We start from the raw sequence: 21,417 nt of genomic DNA on the forward strand, positions 1-21,417 counted from the left end.
CCTCCCGGCGTCCGACGCCAGTGCCATCCGGGGGCGTATTGATCACCGTCCCGGTCCGCCAGTGTGTACTGGTTTCGGATGTGGTAACGCTGCATGATGTCAACACTCTGCGCCCTACTGTCTGAGCCATCCGCGTAAGGACGGCCGACCATGTCGCCCTGGCGGCCGGCTCGGTCAACGTTCACTCCGTCCGTCTTTCACCACTTCGACGCGGCTGCGGACTTCGGTGAGGTCAGCGCACAACTCTTCTGCTCGCTCCCGGACCCCGGTTGCTGCACTTGGGCGGTCGCGCGGTCCGCCTTCGTCGTGCCGACTACGTCGCGGACTTCGTCCACTCGGACGTTCTCGAACTGACTCGCGGTCCGAACCTCCTCTAGGTCCGATTAGAGCCGGCTGATGGTGACGGCCGATCCGGCGTCCACGATCGAAATCCCCCAGATCTGCGTTGTCAGCGTCACGCGTCGAGGTGGACCCCTCAGATGGTTCACTATGGTTATCCCGTTTGCTCTTTCCTCGGTCGTGGTCTCGTCCCTTGCCGCCCGGGCCGGTCGAGCCCGATGCAGTCGCCAGGTTGGGTTCGATCGATACGTTGTCGATAGGCTGCTCGTCGAGCCGCTGCGTGTCGATCACGAGTGAGGTTGCGTCCTGCGCGCCAGATTCGATCAAGTTGCGCTCGAGCGGTTCATAGCGCTTCCCGGCGCGCTCCATTGGACGTGTAGCGGCGGTACACGCCACCCGCCGAGTCTGTCGTACCCTCCGAGAGATCATGGTCTCACACCGGACTTGGGCTGGCCTTCGGTCTGTCAGCGCCACGCACATCGTTGAGTACGGTCTGGCCCTGCTGATCGATAAGACGGGTAAACAGCTGTTGTGCGTACCCGAAGACCAGAGCCCACGCAAGAATTTGCGCGGACGTGTCCAGTGCGCTGAGGCCGGGCACGAATTGGCCTCGCATGAGCAGTAGACCGAGGAAGGCGGTGATTGCACCGGTTGGAAGCTTGAGTGCGGCGAGAGAAACGGGCAGCCCATACCGTTCGGATGAGCCCCTGATGCCGCGAATGGCTGCGGCGGTCGCTATGGCTGCGGCGGTGAGCCCGACGAGTTCGACCACGATGAGGTCCGCAGGATTGACGGTGTCCTTTACTACGTCGTCGATGTCTCGTATTGCTACGCCGGAGTGTGGTTGCCCACCGAGGGGAATGAATGGTTCGGACTCGGCGGTTGGGCATACGACCGTCGCTATGCCAGACTCCTCCGGAGCGAAGCACATTGGGACCAGGGTCGGACGAAAGATCCCCGTGATCGCCAACCCGATTGCCAGCAGTGCCATGAGTATGGCCGTAATGACCACGACGTTCCGGAAGCTACGCAGACGCACATGCTCGCGCAGCGCCGCCGAGCTTGCCGCTCGGACGATGGATACGATTTTGCGGCGCTCTTCGTCGATGGTGTCCGTCTTATCTTTTCGACTTGGCCCTTTGTCCTTCGCGAGCAACGGATGGTCCGGATCCTTGATACCAAGCTTCCGGGCAATCCGCTCGAACTCCTGTCGGCGCGGGTCATTCGGGGGTAGGTGGCACTGCACATGCTTCAGCAGGCAGGGCATTTGACCAAGGACATACTCGGTGTCCGCCAGGTTGAGGAGGTGAGCTTCGACAGCGTCGAGGTTGCTCGTTGCCCGCTCGATAAGTGGCCCGTTGCGGAAGATTCGGAACTTTCTGTGCGGCTTCAGCTTCGCCGCCCGCGCCGCATCCCTGGCCGCTGCAAGGTGACGCTGAATTGCCGTCGATAGAACCTTGTCGCTCTTCTCTGGGCGACTTGATTTCGTCCAGGCACACAACGCTTCAAGTTCGGCAGCTCGGGTCAGCGTACCTTCGCGCCAAGCTACCCACACAGGCCCTCCGACCGCTGAAACTTCGAAGATCGCCGCATCGTCATACGGCGGCACCGGCGGTGTTGCGGTCGCCGGCTCCGACGGCGGCGGCGCTGGCGCTGGCGGCGGTACGGTCACCGACTCCGCGGGCGGCGGCGTTGCGAGCGGCGGCGTTGCGAGCGGCGGCGCTGGTGGTGGTGTGGCAGCCATCGTGTGCTCCATAGATAGTGTTCCTTCTCAGCAGCGTCAGCCTTGGTTGCGCATGCAGTGGCGGCCGGGACGATCACGCTCGCCGTTCGCGGGTCTGAAATGGAGAAGCGACGTGCCGAGAGGGTCTCGTATTCAAGTGCTCGCGACGGGCACCGGCCACGGAAGCCGTTCGACTCGACTCTCCGGATCGATCTTCCGACGCCGCAACTCGTCGATCCACCACCCCACATTCGGCGCTGCCCGCACTCCCTTTTCGGGAGCGGCTTTCCAGTGCTCGTACGCCGGTGCCGCGATGCGGACGGCCCAATCCCCGGGAGCGTCGTTCCGATCGTCGGTGCCGCAGGCTTCCAGGAGACGCCAACCACCACGGAAACGCGAGCCCGATCCGTCGTCGAGCCGGAGGCGATGACGGGCCGCACCTACGAGGCCCACCATCCTGTACCCGGCCGTCATCGAGTCGTGCGGTTCCACCGCCCGCTTGGCTTGTAGGTTGACGTCAACGCGTTCTTGGTGGAAGGCAAGCCGACAGTTCCTCGCCTCGTCGATCATCCAGGTCAAGGTGAGGTCGGACAGGGCGGAATCGGGATATCCGCCACCGATATCGGTGTGAACTCCTTCGAACCAGACCTGCTTCACATCGGTTCGCGTGTTATCGCCCTGCCGCCAGACCGACGGCGCGAATGGTCTGCGGCGTTCGTCGAGGGCGAGGGCCTGGCGGGCGTACGCGACCTGCGCGGTCAGCTCCACGTTGTGGAACCGGTACTTGCGGCCGGAGACGCCAGGTACCCCCAACGACCCGACCGTGTCGAATACCCCGAGAAACCTAATCTTCACGTCGGTGTCGCTGTAGCAGAATTCGCGGAAGTCGTCGACCGCCTTCACCGCCTCCGGGTGCGGATTTGCCCCTGGACGGGGCCGGTTGCGGTAGACCGTGATGGCAGAGCCAAGTCTGTTCCGCACGACACCGTCCGGTGTCAGCAATCCGATCGCGGCGATCATGCCGACGAGGCTGCGCGCGGTGTACGCGCCGCGGCTGAACCCGAACACATACACCTCGTCGCCCGGTTCGTAGTTCAAGGCCAAGAAGCGGTAGGCGCCGATAATCGCCGCGTCGAGTCCGAGACCGAACGCGCCGCCGAACATGCGCTCAGCGCGAGTGGCCCCGGTCCCCACTCCGCTGGTGTAGTAGACGACTTGGGGTGGACCGCCGGGAGGTACTGGGTCGATGGCGCGGGCGATCTTCTCGATGTTTGACACGTTCTGCTCGTCGGCTCGTTTCCAGGTGCCGTCGCAACAGATCACCAGGTGTTTCATCGGTTCCTCCGTATCCCCACCGCGTTAACGTCGAGCCTGCCCCACCGGCAGCCGTGCAGCACGAGTAGTCCACTACCCGAATTCTTGTCCGCTCGGCGGAGCGATTGCCTGAGACGTCCATTTGCGTGAGATCCCTAGACTCGTGTGCGCTGTGCGGTCAGGCCCTCACAATTCGGACGCTGCTCAGGGTGAGCGCACAGCCACGGAGCGATGAGGAACTCGAAGTGGTGCGCACCCAAGCCATGCACACCAACCACGTCTCCGACGACAAGCGCCGTAGCGGCGTCCGACGCCGCGCGCTGATGTACTCCGACGCCGATGTGACGAGTGATTCGACGCGCCGCGCGCAGCTGATCGTGACGTCCGGATTCGATAGCCGCCCGATCAACGGTTTCAACCGAGCAAATCCATTTCAATGACGTCCAACGTTCCACTACATTGATGTCCTCGGCCATTGGATCGAATGGGCAGTCCTCGGCCCTTGCTACGGCCAGCAGCGCACGCCACTGAGGTCCGAGCAATCGGGTGAGCGACACCGCGTCCACAGTTCCGATATGCAGGTCCGATCCCCGATCTCTCCGTCCTGTTTCCCACGCCGGCGGAGAGTCCCCTGATCCATTCCGTTCCCGCCACAATTCACGCAATACGACTGCACACCATGCTGTCCGCGCAGGCGCCGGACATCGCGGCACATTCGAGTCGGTCGTCTGTTGGCCTGACGCCTCGACCAACGCGGCCACCAATGCGTCCTCTCGCAATGCTCCGGAACCGACCGCGTGGGCAATCGGTCGAGCGAAGGCCTGTACCCGTCCATGCCGCGACGCGCTGCGCCGGGCTGGCGCTGCGGGTCGGGTCTCGCTGAACGAACCATGCGATCTTTGACCAGCACATACGTGTCGACTGACAGGTCCATCTGCGGTGGGACTCATCGCTTTCTCCTTTCCGCGTTCAATTCCTGTCGCCGACTATCCGGTGGCATTCCCGCCCACATCGACGGAGCTCTCAATTCGACGAGCAGTGCGGCGCACCACCCGAGTCATCGGTTGAGCTGCTCGGAAACCTAAATCCACTGTGCTCGAACGGTACGCAGCGCGAAGGGGTAGTTCTCTACCCCAATTTTGCGGAACGGGCGATGACGGGCCGCGGTACCACGAACGCGAAATACCTTAGCGACAGTCACCTGTCGAGGACCTCCGGTGCGATATCCACACGATCTCGACCTCGCCCAGACCTATGCAGTCGCGCAACGTCGTGGCCGGCGTCAAATGCCGACTGAGCAGGGAGCCACTTCATACAGGCTCATGGGTGGGCGCAGCGGCCGGCAGCCGCAACATCGGCCCCGGAGAATCACGCCGATGCTCGAGTCGGTAGAGGCGGAATCCTTCGTGACCAGGCGGATGCCACGTAGCGTGTTCACCACCGACCGCGAAGACATCGATCCCATCGTCTCCCCACGGCACTGCAAAACTCTTCACGCAACTCGACTTGACGACACGTTGGTTGAAACCGTTGTCGCAGCGCCGGTGACCGTTTGGGCTCAGCCTCGTCCCAGGATTGCTACCAGATCTTCCCGGTTGGTGACTCCAGCCCGCTGGGAGGCGCGGTAGAGGTGGCCTTCGACGGTCCGTACGGACAGGACCAGCCGCTCCGCAATCTCTCGGTTTGTCAGGCCTTGGGTTGCGAGCCGAACGATTTCACGCTGACGCCCGGTGAACGCGATGGGTTCTGCGAGTTCCCTGAGTGCAGGTGTGTGGAGGCATTGGCATTCCGCGGCGATCCGCAGGGTTGCCGCGTGTGCAGTCAGTGCTGTTCCGCGATGGCCTGCGGACGCCAGGCGAAGCGCGGCTTGGGCGCTGGCATCCGCGGCTGCTACTCGGTCACCGAACTGCGCGTATTGGCGCGCTGCTATGAGCAGTCCCGGACCGTCGGCTAAAACTAACGCTGAAGCATGAGCGGATGCTGCGAAAGCGCGCGGGCCTTCGACCTTTCCGGTCAGGTACGCCAAGCGCTTTACCGTCGAAACGTCACCGAACTGCGTCGCTGTTTGGAGACAGAGCACTTCGTTGGCTAGTTGCCCGCGTGCACGTGCAGTGTCGGCGGCAGATAGTGCCGTCGCAATTGCGGCATTGAGTGCACCTTCGGCCGCACTAACCCACGCCTCCGCGAGGGCACAGTCCATGTCGACGTATGGAAAGTCATCGGGCCGGATCTTCGCGAGCTGTGTGGCGGCCTCGGCGGCGGCCTTCGCATTGCCATTCTTCCCGTAGGCCTGAGCGAGCCAGGCAAGGTTAAGTGCTCGCCAGGCACGCGCATGTAGCCTCTCGTTTGCGTACTCCGCTCTCGCCTCACGGAGCCAACGCACAGCCGCCGTGATTCGACCGAAGGCAAGGTCCGTGTGTCCACGCAGCATCGCTGCAAGGGCCGACAAGTTTCCTGGAGTGTCGACCGTGTGTCGGCAAAGCTGTTCGCCGCATCGACACATGTCGTCGAGATTGCCGGATGTTCGAAGGGCTGCACTCTGGAACTGCCCGAGCGCGAACTTGAGTTGCGCCGCCTCCGGCGAGCGTTCGGCGACCTCCAGAATGGCGTCGGCGGCAGTGCGCATCTCGCGAATGCAACCGAGTTCCCCGAGACTGATTACCAATGCGAACGTCGCGATGGCTGAGTGGAAGTCATCGAGATGGTTCGACAATGCCACCTTCGCCGCTCGGATTGCGGAGGTCGGATTTCCCGTTGCCGCCGACAGCGACGCCTGGACCGCCGTGTGCGAACCGATCGCCCCTGATCGCATCGCGTTCTCATCAGAGGCGTCGAGTATTCGCCGCGCGAATTCTGGATCGCCGAGCATCCACAGCACAATCGCAGCGCGCACCGAACTGATCGTGGCGATATCTGCATCGGGCAGGCCTGCGCCCTCGAGTTCCGCGAGCACGTGTTGTGCTTCGTTACCTCGCCCGAGCGTAGTCAAAGTGATTGCCCATTGCGTTTGCGCTTTGACGCCGGCCCCCGCGCGGACTGACTCACGAACGAGCCGCTCCGCCAGTTCGAGATCGAGGAGTTGCATGGCGCACCGCGCGGCGTGAAGAAGCAGAGTCGGTTCGGGATCGATGTCAGAATCGAGTGTCAAAATTGCCCTCTGCACCGCGTCTCGCATGTCGACACAGGGGCGAGCGGAGAGTTCCGTGACGATATGGCCGCAGAATCTCGCCTTCCGGAGTTCCCCACAACGTGCGCGACGGACTTCGCCGAAGAGTGGATGAGCAAGAGTGACATGACGAAGATGCTCGGACTTGACGGTGAGGTCGATCAGTCCCTGCATCTCGGCGTCCTCGACCGCTCCGAGGCTGGTCACTCGGACGAGGATATCGAGGTCCAGTGGCTCACACAGCGCGAGTGCATCCACCACGTCAAGAACAGGTGGCGTGAGGCGTCCCATCCGAGCGCCGACCAGGTCACCGAGACCAGGTGAGATGACGGGCTGACCGCTCCAGATCCAGACACCCGCGACTTGCACCAGCCGGTGGGCAGACAGTTCCTCCTCGACGAGCTGCCGGACGTACAGAACGTTCCCGCATGAGAGTGTCCAGAGCCCCCGGACCGTTCGGGAATCCAGCTGCCCACCCAACACTGCCTCGATGAGTGAGCAGGTCTCATCCACGGACAGCGGCTGTAGGTCGAGTCGTTCGACCAGCCGATCCTTCCAGAGCGCGGTCACCGCATCTGGGGCTGGCATCCCACTGCGAATCGTGAGGACAACCCGAACCGTTTTTGCCAGGACGAGCTGATGCACAACGAGCGCCGAAAGGTCGTCAAGCAGATGTGCGTCGTCGATACAGATCACCGAGTCGCCTCGGGAAGTCAGCGCGGATATCGCGTCACGCACCCGCGTCCCGGGATCGGGTCCAAACCTGCCGACGATGTCGTGGAACGCCCCGAGCGGAACCGAACGTGCGGACGCGGTCGCCGCCACCCACCGTGTGGTCATTCCGCGTGATGCTGCGACGGCCAACGCTTCCCGTGCGAGTCTTGTCTTACCGACTCCGGCGGCGCCGGCGATGATGAATCCGGAAGTACTTCCGGCCGTCGCGACGGCCTCGGTAATCAGTTCGAGCTCTTCGGCTCGCCCGGTGAGCGGCCACTCGCGTTTCATACCTGTCCCCTCAGGCTGGGACGCAGAGACCCCTTTAGGTGCGTCCACTTTGCCTTTCCCCGCGGGTCGGCAGACGAACCTAGCCTCGAACCGAAACCGACCAATCGCATTGGGTGGTGAAGGCGCCCGCGGTTACGTTCCTTAAACAAACCGAACGGTTCTGATTCTACGGGTCACGGCACACCATTGTGATGGTCCAGGCCGAGTGAATTTACACGCAGCGACTTATACCCCCAGGTCAAACGAGCCATGTGTCACGACGACCAGCTGACGGGTACGTCAGCTCTCGCTGGTGTCGTCGTACCCAGTGCTGGCAAGCTTGGCCTTCGCAACCCGCAGCATCGGCCCAACAGCCTCCGGCTCGACACCCACTCTCTCCGCGATGGCGGCGTACGACAGGCCGGCGTCCCGCATGCGCAGAGCCACCGCATACGCATCCGGGAGCCGTTCGATTGCGCTCTCGCGATGAACCGATTCGTTGACCATTCACCTATGATCTCGCATTTTCGGCATCCTGCTGCACGTAACGGGCTACCTCATTTGCCTGCCGATCACCGTGCACTCCGCCGCGGGAGACCCCGTCCCATCGGACAACAAAGTCCTCAGTATCTGGATCCGAATCGCAACCAATGCCGCACGGCCAAGCACCCGCGTCGTCCCCTCGCACGGCGTTGCGGATCGCCGCCGCCCTGACTCCACTGCTACCGACGTGATCCGTAACCCTGCAACAGGCCCTGCAGTCGAGTAGTGCTCTACTCACGCCCCCTGCCCTCTGAGGTTGTGTACTAGATCTCGACGGACCTCGACCCCGCGCAATCTCGTCTATACGCAATCTCGTCTATAGAAGGTGGTGATGCGTCTCGACTCTCAAATCCGACGGCCTGAAGTACAGGCACACACGTGCGCGAACGCAGCGAACCGCGGCACGGCAGAACTGGGGCCCTCAGCCATGTTGCTGCCGTGCGCGTCGAGTTGCGCCGTCCAGCGATGGTGTCCGACTCGCTTCGGTCCGCGAAACCGCTTCGGTCCGCGAAACCGGGATGACGGCCATCGGGTCAAGCCGCCACCACCCGAGCTTCACCACCGCAGATCCGCTTCCAGTCGAGTCCCGTACCGAACTATCCGATAGAAGCATCCGAATCCGCCCTCTGCGAGAAAACAGCCGTCGAGAGGAGACATTGTGGAGACCAATGTTCAACAGCCAGATGCGCAACCACGACAACCCGAAGATGGCCATCAAAGACGTGACACGGCAGATGCAGACGGCCGCAACGTTTTTCTAGGTGAGGCGATACGGACTGCCACGCACTTCATCGAGCAGGCCTACTTCGTGGGGCCCGCACTCCCCGACCTGAAACCAGCGTATCCGGCAGCGACCTACGAACCCGTGTACACCAATCTGGCGGATACCCTCGTCACCGCCAACCAGCCGAGTAAAGAAGTTCGGCATGTACTCGCCACCTGTGCGGGATACGCCTACGGCGACGAAAGGATACTCACGACGATGATGACGCGGCTCGGGCTTTCCGAGAGCCGTTGCCGAATGCTGCAGGTCATCGTCGATGCAATGTTCATCGCCTCGACAGCGTACGTCGTGCAGAGCCACGACGGACGAGTGGTCGTGCTCTGCTACCGTGGAACCCAGCCGGTGAACGTCGTCAATTGGCTGACCGATCTGGACGCCGATCCCGCCCAGGTCGGGTACGACCTGGGGGATGACCACGCCGAAACGAGTCGCGTGCACGCCGGTTTCTATCGGAACACCAGGGCCTCCAGGTTCGCAGTGATCGATGTTCTGCAGCGCGCCCTCGAGGGATTCTCGATCGCCGACGGCAGTAAGGAACGAGTCAATCCCATGGAAGCGCTCTACATCACCGGACACAGTCTCGGTGGGGCCATGGCCGTCCTGATGACCGTGATGCTGCATACGCAAGACCGATTCAGCGAGATCGCGTCCAAGAATCGAGCTACCTACACTTTCGGACAACCCATGATTGGAACACCCGACTTTGCACGTGCTTGCGAGAAGGTGCGCTCGAGGTCCGGAGACGGATTGCTCCACGAGAGGATCTTCCGATACGTCTACGGAGCCGACGTCGTCCCCCAACTGCCGCCCCGTGAGTCGGGACGCTTCCAACATTTCGGAGTCGAATATCGGTGCCCTCGCCGCCGAGGCGGAAGCCCACATCATACGTGGTCCCGTGCACATCGATACACATCGCAAACCAATGGGATTGGGCTTCTTCTCGGCGGGGTGACGATGCTGACCCGGCAGGTTGCGCTGCTCCGAAATCTTCCATGGCAGCAGGAGATCGCTGACCACGGCCCGCACAATTACATCACCGCACTCACACCCCAGGGAATAAGATCCGAGTTCGGATGAAGAATCGGCCGGTGTTCATCTCTTTGATCGAGGGACAACATATTTGGGCATATAGGTGATCCGACTGACGGACATGAAGATCACCACACCCGAGGAAACGTGCGCTTCGCGGACCTATGACGAACCGGACATGTAATCGTGTCTTATCGAGTGGCACGTAGAGAGGCGGACCGGAAATCCCGGTTTCCGGGGTCGCATCCGTTCGATCGGCGACTGTCGGCGGACACCAATGACTGCCTGCGGCCGAACACGAAGGCTCCCAAAGGCTGACACGAATCTGCCCGGACCAAATTTCGCCCCGCGCGGCGCGCAAGCGCCGCGCGGGGTCTCGGTGCCGAGGACGATCGATCGTCTACGAAGCAAAGTCGTGCTCCCGCCGCCTTGGCCGGCCTGGTGCTGATTTACGAATGGTCAATCGCGCTGCGTGATCGGGACCTCGCCGAGCGTGTTCGTCGGACTGGGTCGGGTGTTCCGACCTTCCTGCTCACCCACAACGAAAAGACCGTCCACCACCGGCCACATCACGGACGTCCCGATCCGGAATGCCCACGCGGATTTGCAAGACGAGGCCCTCGACCCCACAACACGGGCCGCCTGCCGTCCACACGGCATCTCCGGTTTCTGTGACATGTCCCACCAATCGGTCCTCACGTGCCGCTGCGGGGGTTCGGCTCGCGACAAGCATTAGCGAACGACTCCAAAGATCACACGTGCATGCATTCCGGAACGCGACACTCCGTCTCCGCGGCCACCTGCGTGGCACTGCCCATTCAGCGCACCGTGACGTTCACTGGACCAGTTACCTCCGTTCAGAAGCGGAATCGACTAGCAAAGTATTAGATTCGCTGCATCGACCGACACAAACCCCATCCACAACGTTGGTACCTACGCCCGCCGCGAAGCAAATACTGCGAAGACCCGCGTTCGCACCTCATCGCCAGGCAGCTGCGAGCACTTCAGCCGTCCACCGATGCGGTTGCACGGCCGGTGACCAACACGCACAATCGCGCGCTCGCGCCAACCGAATCGGGTAGTGCACTACTGATGTCGCGTCGAACGCTGCCGCCGACAATCAGGACCACGGCGTCCACCACACGCCTGCGCACACCGTCGACGGAGAATGATCATGAAGACCAACCAGATTCCACAGAACTTCCACGCCCTCTACGACGCGAGCGAGCGAGCCTTCCGCGGCCGCTCATTCGCGCGCAGCTCAGCGACAGATAGCGAACGTCCCGAAAGCACGCCGCCCGGCCTGAGCGTGGACTTCGACGAAGCAACTAACCTCCCGAACCGAGTACTCGTCACAGATAAGTCCGCTCAACACACACGACAGCAAGCGTCCTCGCCTGAGGAATCTGTCGAGAAGTTCATAGCGACGAATGCCGAACTGTGGAATCTGTCCGACGAGGACGTCGCGTCGAGCGTCGACATCCAATCCGTGAGCGGCAACCGGATGCGCACCGTCCAGCTAGTCCAGAAGGTAGATGGCATTGAGGTCTTCAATTCCGAGGTTACCGCTGCAGTCAACGGTGACAACGAGGTGGTGTCCCTCGCCGGCCAACTGTTCCCCGGTGCCGTGCGCGCGCTTCGGTCACGGTCAGCGACGTCGACAACCCCAGAACAAGCCATCGCTCTCGCTACGCTCGACCTGACGAACGTCTCGTGTGATGCCGCCGCGTTCGTTCTCACAGACACTGCAGCGCAGGATGATACCTACACATCTTACAACTTCACCGAGAAGCCCGGCGCCGCCTTCCACTTCACCCGCCCAGTACGTGTCAAGGACGTCCTCTTCCCGCTCGGCGACGAAAACTTCGTTCCCGGGTATTACATCGAGCTGTGGATCCGCGACTATCCCGCTTTCGCGTATGTCGTCGATTCCGTCGGCACTCCCGACGTCCTGTATCGAAGCAATCTGGCCTCCGACGACAAGTTCGCCTACCGCATCTACAACGCCGGCGATGCGCTGCTCCGCCCCGAGGACTCCCCCGCGCCAGGATCACCACACCCGACAGGCATTCCTGACGGCTTCCAGGCCACGCCGATCGACGCGCGCCTCGTCGAGGTCGAAAGCCTGCTCACCGGCGACCCCTGGCTACCTCCGGGAGCGACAACCACCGCCGGCAACAACTGCATCGCGTACGCAGACCTCGCCAGCCCAGACGGCTTCGGCACCGGTGACATCCTCGGGAAAATCACCTCCGCCGACACATTCGACTACCCCTACAACCACCAACTGCCCGCATCCTCTCCCACAATCTGCAAGCAAGCATCGTCGGCATGTTCGTCCACGTGAACTGGCTACATGACCGCTGGTACGAAGCCGGATTCGACGAAGCCGCAGGCAACGCCCAACTCGACAACTACGGCCGTGGCGGGATCCCCGGCGACCCCATCCTCGCCGAAGGCAACGACTTCAGCGGCACCGACAACGCCAACATGGCAACGCCACCGGACGGCTCCAGTCCCCGCATGCAGATGTACCTCTTCCGAGGGTGCGAACCAGCCATGCCCGCACGCACCAGCAACTTCGACGCGATGATCACCTTCCACGAGATGGGCCACTACATCACCAATCGTCTCGTCGGAAACGCCAACGGCTTGGGCAACAGACAGGGTAGGGCCATGGGCGAAGGGTGGGGAGACTTCTTCGCGATCGCCATGACCTCGAGTCGCGATGACGATTTCGAGAACGGTGCCTTTCCGGTGGGAGGGTGGACGGACCTGCGAGCAGACTTCGATAACAACTACTACTTTTCCATCCGCCGCTACCCCTACTCCGCCGACCTGACTAAGAACCCGCTGACCTTCCGATACATCAGCAACGGCGTGATCATCCCGCCAGGCGTACCCCGAAACCCGACGTCGGGCGGTCCGAATAACGAAGTACACAACGCGGGCGAGGTGTGGTGCGCCGCCCTGTGGGAGGTGTTCGTCAATCTCGTCGCACAGCACGGCCACATCGAAGCCGAACGGCGGGTACTCGACTATGTCGTCGGCGGGCTCAAACTCACCCCGAACAGTCCAACCTTCACCCAGGCCCGAGACGGAATCCTTACGGCCGTCATGACGCTAGACACCAGCGACCTTCCGCTGGTGTGGAGAGGATTCGCGAAGCGCGGCATGGGGGCCGGGGCCGTATCACCGCCATCGAACTCTTCCAGTCTGGCCGGTGTCGTCGAGAACTTCGACGTTCCCTGACGAGGAAGTGAGTAGAGAGATGAAGATGGTCCTGTTCGACCTCGGCGACACGCTAGAACACAACGACGAGCTGCTACCGGGCGCGGTGAAAACACTCGAGTCCATCGCGAAGATGCGGGATCCTGACGGCGCACCAGTCGTTTTGAGCCTTGGTTCCGACTTCGAGATGCCGACCCAGAGCAGCGATCTCCCGCACATCCGGGAGAAGTACTATGCCATTCTCCGCAAACTCGGCATCGACCGTTTCTTCCAACCCCTCGCATCGAGAGTCACGCTGTCGAGTGAGGTCGGGGTGTTCAAACCCGCAGCTGCGTTCTTCGAAGCGGTGGTCGCCAAGACCGCCTCGGATATGCGCTTCGCCGACGTACTCTTCGTCTCCGAGAACCGCATCCACGTCGACACCGCTCGCAGACTGGGAATGCACGCCTTGTCTGTGTGCCCGCCCGACGGAACGGGTGGAGACATGACGTCCTTGGCCGAGCTGATCCCTCACGTGCAAGCCCACATCCATCCACCCACAGCACGAACGGCGGCGGCGATTGTTCGTGGTCATCCTAGACCCGCCCAGGTCACCGATGCCTGCGAACGAGCCGGCGCGTCCTGGGTACGGCTCAAGGACGTGCTGGTAATCGAGGGAGACCGTACCGTCCTCGAAACCATCGCTCCGACCGGCTCGATCCGCGACGACATATCTCCAACACACCTACGATTGGTGACCCAGAACGGACGCCTCTTCCAGCAAGACAAGCCCGACGTACCAGTGCTCGTCGACCTGGGCCGTTACCTCGTGGTCACCGACGACACCGAGCACCAGGACCTCGAGGGACACCTCCCCTGCTACAGCGTTGCCAAGATCCCCTGGAACACCGTTATTGTCGACACACGGGTTCCCGAAGTCGGGCGGCGACGAACACCAGACCTCGACGTACAGAAGTCAGTCAACGCAGTGTCCCGACAAGAGTTCGAGCTCGACCTGCGCACGCTGGTCTCTTTCACCACGAGATACTCAACGAGCCCTGACTTCGTCGCGGCCGCCGATTGGGCCGGCGATGTCCTCGACAGCCTCGGCTACCGCGTACGCACCCAGACGATCACGGTCGCCGGAAAGCCCAGCCGCAACGTAATCGCCGACCGAACGGGCACTTCACCCGCGCCACGGGACGTCGTCATCGTCTCAGCTCACCTGGATTCGATCAACATTGCCGGTGGTCCCCACGCACCTGCTCCAGGCGCCGACGACAACGCCTCCGGCTGCGCAGGAATCCTTACTCTCGCACGTGCACTCGCCGAAACCACGGTATCCCAAGACCTACGGTTCATTCTGTTCGGTGGCGAAGAGCAAGGACTCTTCGGCAGCAATCAGTACGTCGCGAGCCTGTCTTCACTCGACCGTACACGTGTTCGAGCAGTTCTGAACATGGATATGATCGCCACGACAAACACGACGGAACCCACCGTACTGCTCGAAGGCGCAGCTCTTTCGCAGCAGGTCATCGACGGTCTGACGAGAGCGGCTCACACATACACCGCGCTCGCGGTAGAAACCAGCCTCAACCCCTTCAACAGCGACCACGTACCCTTCATCAACCACGGAATCCCCGCCGTGCTCACCATCGAGGGAGCAGACAGCTCGAACAACAACATCCACAGCCCGGACGACACTTTGGACACCATCGACGCCAACCTTGCAACGGAGATCCTCAGGATGAACGCTGCTTTCATCGCGGAAGCCACCAGCAGCCCATAGCGCGAGTGCCAGACAACTCGTCACTGCAAGGTGCACAACGACGACGTGCAGATCAGCGGTCGGTAGGCGTCAATGGAAACGCGTGTTTGGCATCGGGAGGACTCAGCACCCTAAGCTGCGGCACTGACCAAATGCGGCTGTCTGATGCGCACCCGGCCGACCAATCGGATGCCCCATCCGAATACGGTCGGGCCCCACCGGGGCGGCGGGGTCGCGGGACTGTCCTGGCCATAGTCCACGTGCCAGATCAATGCGATCGTCCTGCTCGCCTGGCACAGCAGGGCAGATCGAATGTACTGCACGAGGAACGGCACCGGGCGACTTTGCCGAGCCGAGTCGGGTCTCGACACATCACAGCCCCCCGTTACCCATTCCGCGAACGAGTAGTCAACTACCCACAACGCCGACAAGACAACCATGAACAATTGCCTCGTGAGGGAATGCAATCCCTTGCAAAGGAAATGAACCATCCGAGAAGAGGAGACCGACATGGCATCGAAGCACACCACTGCGCGGGGTGAGACACTCTCCGGCATAGCACAGGACTACTACGGCGACGCATCCCTGTACCCAATCATCGCGTTGGTGAACAAGATCGCCAACCCGGACATCATCAGGGTTGGGCAAGTCCTGATCATCCCAGATATCGGGCCCGATGCGCCGCGGCATCGGGTGATCAGCGGCGACACACTGTCAAAACTGGCACGCCGTTACTACGGGGACGCAACCCTCTACGACGTGATCGCGATCGCGAACAGCATCTCCAATCCCGATCGTATCGACGTCGGTGAGGTGCTGATAATCCCGGACATCACATAGAAGTCAGCATTGAATCCCCACAGTGGGCGGGATGAATCCGCCTTCATCCCGTCCACCGCCCGCGGGATATCGCACAATTCTTACCCGGAATCCGTCCTCCAGACGAGGCTGACGAAAGGATTCATGATGGCGATGAACTGCGTCTTGAGTCGAATGAGGATGACACACTGCTGTTCTGAGCCGCCTCGCGCCGATCTTGACCACGACCCGGCACCTTGAGCCCTGAACTACCACGCCGCGGAGGGCAATCACGGTTCGGCCGTCCTCGCAACGCGGACAGACGCAACTCACCGACTACCAGGGCGAAGGAGCAACAACCCCAGTGCAGTAGTCGAATACCCGCAGAGATGCGATCGACAGGCCGGATACTAGTTCCAGACCGATCAGCCGTCACCACTGCTTCAGCGTCGAGCTCTCGACGCCGAGGCTGGGAGGCATCAGCACACCGCCGGCACCGGGGCCCACTATTGGACAGGCAGGTCCGATCGCTGATCGACCCGACACGATTTCTGGGAGGCCCGCCATGGCGCGGATACTGTTCGTCACCTGGGACGGCGGAGGCAACCTTCCACCCGCCCTCGGAATCGCCCGCGAACTCCAGAAGCGCGGACACAGCGTTCGCTTCCTCGGACACGCCTTGCAAAGGTCCCAGATCGCCCCCGCCGGGTTTCCTTTCGAGCCCTACCGGCACGCCCGACCCTGGCAGTCCACCACCGAACACCGCAGCGCCACCGGACTATTCGCATCGCCGTCCGTGTTCACCGATCCCGGGCCCGGCCGCGACCTGCTCGACTCCCTCAACCGCGAGCCCGCCGACCTCATCGTGATCGACTGCCTGCTCCTCGGCGCCCTGCACGCCGCGCAGAAGGCGCACCTGCCGCGGGTAGTGCTCGTCCACACCTTCTGCGAATTCGTCGAACGCGCCATGCGCAGCGGTCCCACCCAGGTGCTGGCCCGACTGCACGGACACCACCCCCTCGCGCTGTGGAAGGCCTCCGACCTCGTCCTCGTCGCGACCGACAAGCACCTCGACCCCGCGGGCACACGCCGCCTGCACCCCGCGATCCACCACATCGGGGCCGTGCACCACCCCATGCCCGCCACCCTCACACCGGTGTCGTACCGCGAACCCCAGATTCTGGTCAGCCTGAGCATCAACAACCTCCCCGGACAACACCGCGCACTCCAATCCATCCTCGACGCCCTGCGTGGCATCAACGCCCACACCGTCGTCACCACCGGACCGTCCATCACCTCCACCAGCCTCACCACCGGCCCGAACACCGAAATCCACGGCTACCGCCCCCACAGCACGGTGCTCCCGAAGACCACCCTCGTCATCGGACACGGCGGACACGACACCACACTGCGCACCCTCACCCACGACATTCCGATGATCGTGATGCCCATCCACCCCCTCGCCGACCAGAACATGATCGGCCGCACCATCGAAAACCACGGAGCCGCACAGTGCCTGCACCCCACCACCCACCCCGACCGGATGGTCGCGGACGGCCAGTGGCGCTGGTGCGATCCGCGCGGCCGCCGACGGCCTCCTCACCGACGGCCCCCACCGCATCGCCGCCGCCAACCTCGGCAAGCAGATCCGCGCCCGCAACGGCTCCACTCGGGCAACCGACCTCATCGAAAGGCTCCCATACCTAGCCAAGCCTGCCGAAGGAACACTGAGCCAGACGAAGGGAGCAAGCCTGTGATGGCCCTGGGTGCTGACCGCACGGAGTCCTTGAAGTCCGCGCGACCGGCGAGCATCGGCGGCCGGTATCGACGCCCCACCTCAAGGCCTGCCGGCGGCTCCACCCGGTTGGTGAGATTCCGCGCAACACAGCCGCCGCGTTTCGCCACATGCGTAGCCATCGGCGCGATTGACATGTCGACAACTCCCAACAAATTCGGCCCACCCGTCGAAATGCATCCCTGACACCAACCAGCACCAGCGAGCCGGAAATCGGAAGGACAGCGTCATCGAATATCACCGCCAGCCGATCACCATCTGCCAGAGCAAGGAGCCCAAATGTCGAACGAACCTGTCGAGATCAAGGTCACATTGTCCGAGAAGGTGCCGGTGCCGACCGCACTGTCAACACTCGGACTCGATCCCGATCACGGGTCACCAATGCAGATCTGGTTCCTCGAGGACGAAACACCAGGAATCCGAACTAAATTGCCACTGCTGGCTGCGGGCATCGTAATACGCCTCCGAAGCAGCCACAGCAAGGACGACTCGACGATCAAACTCAGACCATGTCGGCGCACACAATTGATCCCGAAGTGGAGCACAAGCTCCCCCGACGGAAAGAAATATCGACTCGAGCAGGACTGGGCTGGACAGCGACGCACGCTGGCCGCCTCCGCCGTCCACCAACTCGCCCCCGGACTCATTGAAGACGTGACCTCCAACGGAAACGATCTCTGCACGCTGTTCAATGACCATCAACAGCAGTTCCTCGAAGACTGCGCGGACCTTCGGATCGCATTCGCAGGTCTCACCCCGCTGGGCCCCGTCAACGCCGCGAAATGGAAGAACATCACGGTCGGCGACTTCGATTCCGAGGTCGACGCCGAACGATGGACCTTCGGAAGCGTCGACTTTCTCGAGCTGTCGATCCGCGCCGAGCGCGACGCAGGCAAACACCAGAGGCGTTTCGAGGAAGCGATCCGCGCCCAAGGCCTATCCTTCAGCCTGGAGCAGGCGCCCAAGACCTCGCAGATACTCACTGAACTGAGTACTGCGCATAACGCCGACCGGTAGATTGGTCGATTCGGACATATACGGCACTCGCGCAACGACGACCTGGGTCTCCGTTTCACGAGTAACCTTAATCGATCCTGCGAAAGCTGTTTCGTGCAGAGTACGATTCTCATCCATCGCTGATTCATGGTGACCGCTCGCAGAACGTTGGTTCTGCGGTCAATTCGGCCGACCAGTTCGACCCCCGGCCTCGGACTGACCGAGAGGACGGCGGATCGAGATCACGCCCAGAATGTAGCTCTGATACTGAATCAGCATGGAGATAGGAGAATTCGGTGACTCTCGCGGCGGCCGTCGCGATCGCCGAGGAGATATCCAACAAAGCGGTAGCAATCCGTGGCTACGTTCGTGCCCGCTGGTATAGCCGCGTTCGAGGGCTCCGCGCCGCACGTTGCATCCCTACGAACCGGCCAGGACACCAACCTGCCCTGACTGTCTGCCCAGGACGAGAGTGAGACCCGGGCCGCCCAGGACCCCGGCACTCCTCACTTTGAGGTGTGTCCGACCACGACGCTGACAGGGGACGCCGCCATCGGCGCAGCACTGAGATGAGGAGTGGACTACTCGCGCGGGATACAGGCGCGGAGCGCGACGATGGACGTGTCGCATCGGCGGATCAGTCCGCCGCCGACACTTCCGAGGAGAAGCCATGCGAATGCAGAATATGGAGCGCCGAGTATCAGTCCGGTGATTCCGCCGCCATCAGACGGTTCGATTCCGACTTGCATTCCTACCCCGCTGCCACCGCTTCGCCCACCGTCGACCGACCCTCCAGCGGCCGACGCATTCTCCGAGGACCCCGCAATGTCCGCGCACACCTCCAGCACGTCGCCACGCTCGGCGACCCCCGCACGCTCGACGCAACCCCTCCACCACCGCGACATCCTGCGTGTCTTGTTCGCATTGCTCGCCGCGGTATTCACCGCGCTTCTGTCGGGGACCGTCGCTTTCCCCGCGCTGCCTACGATCACGTCCGAATTGGGCGGCGGTACTGCCGGATTGACCTGGATTATCACGATATCGCTTTTGGCCAATGCCACGTCTACGCCGATCTGGGGAACGCTGGCTGACCTGCGCAATCCCAAAGCGCTCATCGAATTGGCGCTGCTGATCCTGGCGGGTGGCTCCGTCGTCGCGGCCTCCGCCCCAACCCTGGGTGTACTGTTCGTTGGCCGGGCGCTGCAGGGCGTCGGCATGGGCGGCGTAGTGACGATAACCGTGGCCGTGCTCGGTGCCATCATTCCACCGCGCGAGCAGGGCCGCTACTCCGGATACGTGGGTGTGGTGATCGCGGTGTCGATGGCCGGCAGCCCGCTGCTGGGCGGAATGCTTGTCGATAGCCCACTCGGGTGGCGCGCCTGCTTCCTCGTCTGCGCGCCGCCGGCCGCATTGGCGGTGCTCGCGCTGCGTCACACACCGCAACCAGTGGCCGGCCAACGGTCGAAAGTGCGCATCGACTGGCTCGGTGCCGCACTGCTCACAACCGGCGTCACCTCGCTGTTGGTCTGCGTCACCCTCACCGGTCGCGGCGGCCAGAGCTGGGTTTCCTGGACGTCTACCGGCTACCTCGTCGTCGGGGCAAGCCTGGTCGCCGCCGCACTCGTCGTTGAACGCCGCGCGCAGACCCCGGTTCTGCCGCTCGATCTCCTCGGCGAGCGCACGGTGGTGTGCACGATCGCCGCGTCCGTCTCGGCCGGGCTCGGGTTCTATGCGACACAGTCCTTCCTGGCCGCATTCTTCCAAAGTGTTCGCGACCAAAGCGCCACCGCCGCCGGGGTTCTCCTCACTCCGATGGTGGTTGGCCTCGCCCTATCCTCCATCGTGTCCGGCCGCCTCATCACCCGGTTCGGCAGGTGGAAGGTGTTTCTCGTCGCCGGAGCGCTGCTCCAACTCGTCGGTTGCGGTGCACTCGCCTCTGTCGACACCACCAGCGCATTGTGGCTGATCGAGCTCGCCGTCCTCCTCTGCGGGCTCGGCATCGGGATGCTCCTGCAAAACCTGGTGCTCGCAGTGCAGAACACCGTCGATCCCGTCCGCATCGGCGCGGCCGGCGGTGCCGTTTTGTACTTTCGATCCATCGGCGCAGCGGTGGGCCTGCCTGTCCTCGCCGCGGCGCTACCCGCACACAGCGAAGGCACCGGTCGGGTCTTCCTGGCGTTGGCGGCTCTCGCGCTCGTTAGCCTCGGCGCCGTCGCGCTGATTCCGAACCGCCCGCTGCGCACAAACCTCGACCCGGGCCGAAGCGAGCCGACCTAGCCCATCTCAGGGTGAACCGGCATCGGTTTCTCGGCCCGAACGGCGAGTCCAGCCGAGCCCCGGGAAGGACCGTCGCCGGCTGGGCCGGGCACATGGTGCACGTCGATGTCAAGAATGCCGGCCGCATCCCCGACGGCGGTGACTGGCGCAAGCACTGAGAAGGCTCCGATCAGTCAAGAGCGGGTTGATCGCGCGGAGACTCCCGTCGGCGCCCCCGCGCAGGGAACGTGTGCCTGCGCTCCGCCGTCGACGGGTTCTCCCGTTGCCTATACCGATGAGGACATGCCCAGAACTTTGCGCCAGCCGATCTGTCATCCGGACCTCGGGAGCGGACGGCAATCCGACCTTCCGAGCTTGACCTTTCACTGCGGGAGCATTCGAGTAGTGCTCTACTCGCTCCCTTAACCCTCCGGAGCTGTGTACTGGAACTGCAGGACCTCGATGAGCCCGATCGCGCGTTCGGAAGGTGGTGATGCATATCGAGCTCCTAATCCCGCGATCTCGACACACATCGCGCATCCGCGGTCGCAATACACCACGCGAAGGCTGGACACGAGTGTCAAACAACCGCCGGAGCGGCCCGCCGTGGACGTTGGTGCGCGTCGATGGTCTTCGGCCTCGCTTCGGTCTGCGATGTCACACCGGCGAGCGCAAGGCGATAGGTCATGCGGGTCGCGCCGACCTCGTTCGT

The 21,417-nt window shown here is 62.8% G+C and carries 14 protein-coding genes; 10 read left to right on the forward strand and 4 right to left on the reverse strand.

Annotated features, from left to right (window positions below; all coding sequences use genetic code 11):
- Window positions 1-772: 772 nt before the first annotated feature.
- Window positions 773-2,083, reverse strand: a complete 1,311-nt coding sequence (locus P3H15_RS42420; protein WP_276142764.1) for a hypothetical protein — start codon at window positions 2,081-2,083, stop codon at window positions 773-775.
- A gap of 132 nt (window positions 2,084-2,215) precedes the next feature.
- Entirely contained in the window at window positions 2,216-3,397 is a 1,182-nt protein-coding gene (locus P3H15_RS42425) for a DUF2235 domain-containing protein (protein WP_276142765.1), read from the reverse strand.
- A 188-nt stretch (window positions 3,398-3,585) separates the two neighbouring features.
- Between P3H15_RS42425 and P3H15_RS42430 the strand changes: the two genes are divergently transcribed.
- On the forward strand, window positions 3,586-3,816 hold the full coding sequence (locus P3H15_RS42430) for a hypothetical protein (protein ID WP_276142766.1): 231 nt from the start codon (window positions 3,586-3,588) through the stop codon (window positions 3,814-3,816).
- A gap of 1,118 nt (window positions 3,817-4,934) precedes the next feature.
- Here P3H15_RS42430 and P3H15_RS42435 read toward each other — a convergent pair.
- Both P3H15_RS42435 and P3H15_RS42440 read right to left on the reverse strand, forming a co-directional pair.
- Complete coding sequence (locus P3H15_RS42435; RefSeq protein ID WP_346348841.1) at window positions 4,935-7,547, reverse strand: LuxR C-terminal-related transcriptional regulator; 2,613 nt, start codon at window positions 7,545-7,547, stop codon at window positions 4,935-4,937.
- A gap of 279 nt (window positions 7,548-7,826) precedes the next feature.
- On the reverse strand, window positions 7,827-8,033 hold the full coding sequence (locus P3H15_RS42440) for a sigma factor-like helix-turn-helix DNA-binding protein (RefSeq protein ID WP_276142768.1): 207 nt from the start codon (window positions 8,031-8,033) through the stop codon (window positions 7,827-7,829).
- A 694-nt stretch (window positions 8,034-8,727) separates the two neighbouring features.
- Between P3H15_RS42440 and P3H15_RS42445 the strand changes: the two genes are divergently transcribed.
- From P3H15_RS42445 to P3H15_RS42485, 9 genes are all read left to right on the forward strand, one after another.
- Entirely contained in the window at window positions 8,728-9,930 is a 1,203-nt protein-coding gene (locus P3H15_RS42445; RefSeq protein ID WP_276142769.1) for a lipase family protein, read from the forward strand.
- Window positions 9,931-11,056: 1,126 nt separating this feature from the next.
- The gene (locus P3H15_RS42450) at window positions 11,057-12,229 is read left to right on the forward strand and encodes a hypothetical protein (protein WP_276142770.1); all 1,173 of its coding nucleotides are present in this window, start codon (window positions 11,057-11,059) and stop codon (window positions 12,227-12,229) included.
- Entirely contained in the window at window positions 12,214-13,134 is a 921-nt protein-coding gene (locus tag P3H15_RS42455) for a M36 family metallopeptidase (protein WP_276142771.1), read from the forward strand. The genes P3H15_RS42450 and P3H15_RS42455 overlap by 16 nt, the downstream gene beginning before the upstream one ends.
- The gene (locus P3H15_RS42460; protein ID WP_276142772.1) at window positions 13,106-14,881 is read left to right on the forward strand and encodes a M20/M25/M40 family metallo-hydrolase; all 1,776 of its coding nucleotides are present in this window, start codon (window positions 13,106-13,108) and stop codon (window positions 14,879-14,881) included. The genes P3H15_RS42455 and P3H15_RS42460 overlap by 29 nt, the downstream gene beginning before the upstream one ends.
- A gap of 489 nt (window positions 14,882-15,370) precedes the next feature.
- Window positions 15,371-15,700 carry a LysM peptidoglycan-binding domain-containing protein gene (locus P3H15_RS42465; RefSeq protein ID WP_276142773.1) on the forward strand — a complete coding sequence of 110 codons (330 nt, stop codon included), beginning with the start codon at window positions 15,371-15,373 and terminating at the stop codon, window positions 15,698-15,700.
- A 523-nt stretch (window positions 15,701-16,223) separates the two neighbouring features.
- On the forward strand, window positions 16,224-17,639 hold the full coding sequence (locus P3H15_RS42470) for a glycosyltransferase (protein ID WP_276142774.1): 1,416 nt from the start codon (window positions 16,224-16,226) through the stop codon (window positions 17,637-17,639).
- Window positions 17,640-17,732: 93 nt separating this feature from the next.
- On the forward strand, window positions 17,733-18,470 hold the full coding sequence (locus tag P3H15_RS42475) for a hypothetical protein (protein WP_276142775.1): 738 nt from the start codon (window positions 17,733-17,735) through the stop codon (window positions 18,468-18,470).
- 894 nt (window positions 18,471-19,364) lie between these two features.
- On the forward strand, window positions 19,365-20,726 hold the full coding sequence (locus P3H15_RS42480; RefSeq protein WP_276142776.1) for an MFS transporter: 1,362 nt from the start codon (window positions 19,365-19,367) through the stop codon (window positions 20,724-20,726).
- A gap of 11 nt (window positions 20,727-20,737) precedes the next feature.
- Window positions 20,738-20,884 (forward strand): hypothetical protein, encoded by a 147-nt coding sequence (locus P3H15_RS42485; RefSeq protein WP_276142781.1) that lies wholly within the window; start codon window positions 20,738-20,740, stop codon window positions 20,882-20,884.
- Window positions 20,885-21,417 lie beyond the last annotated feature (533 nt).

The organism is Rhodococcus sp. T2V, assembly GCF_029269925.1.
Taxonomy (GTDB): domain Bacteria; phylum Actinomycetota; class Actinomycetes; order Mycobacteriales; family Mycobacteriaceae; genus Rhodococcus_F; species Rhodococcus_F koreensis.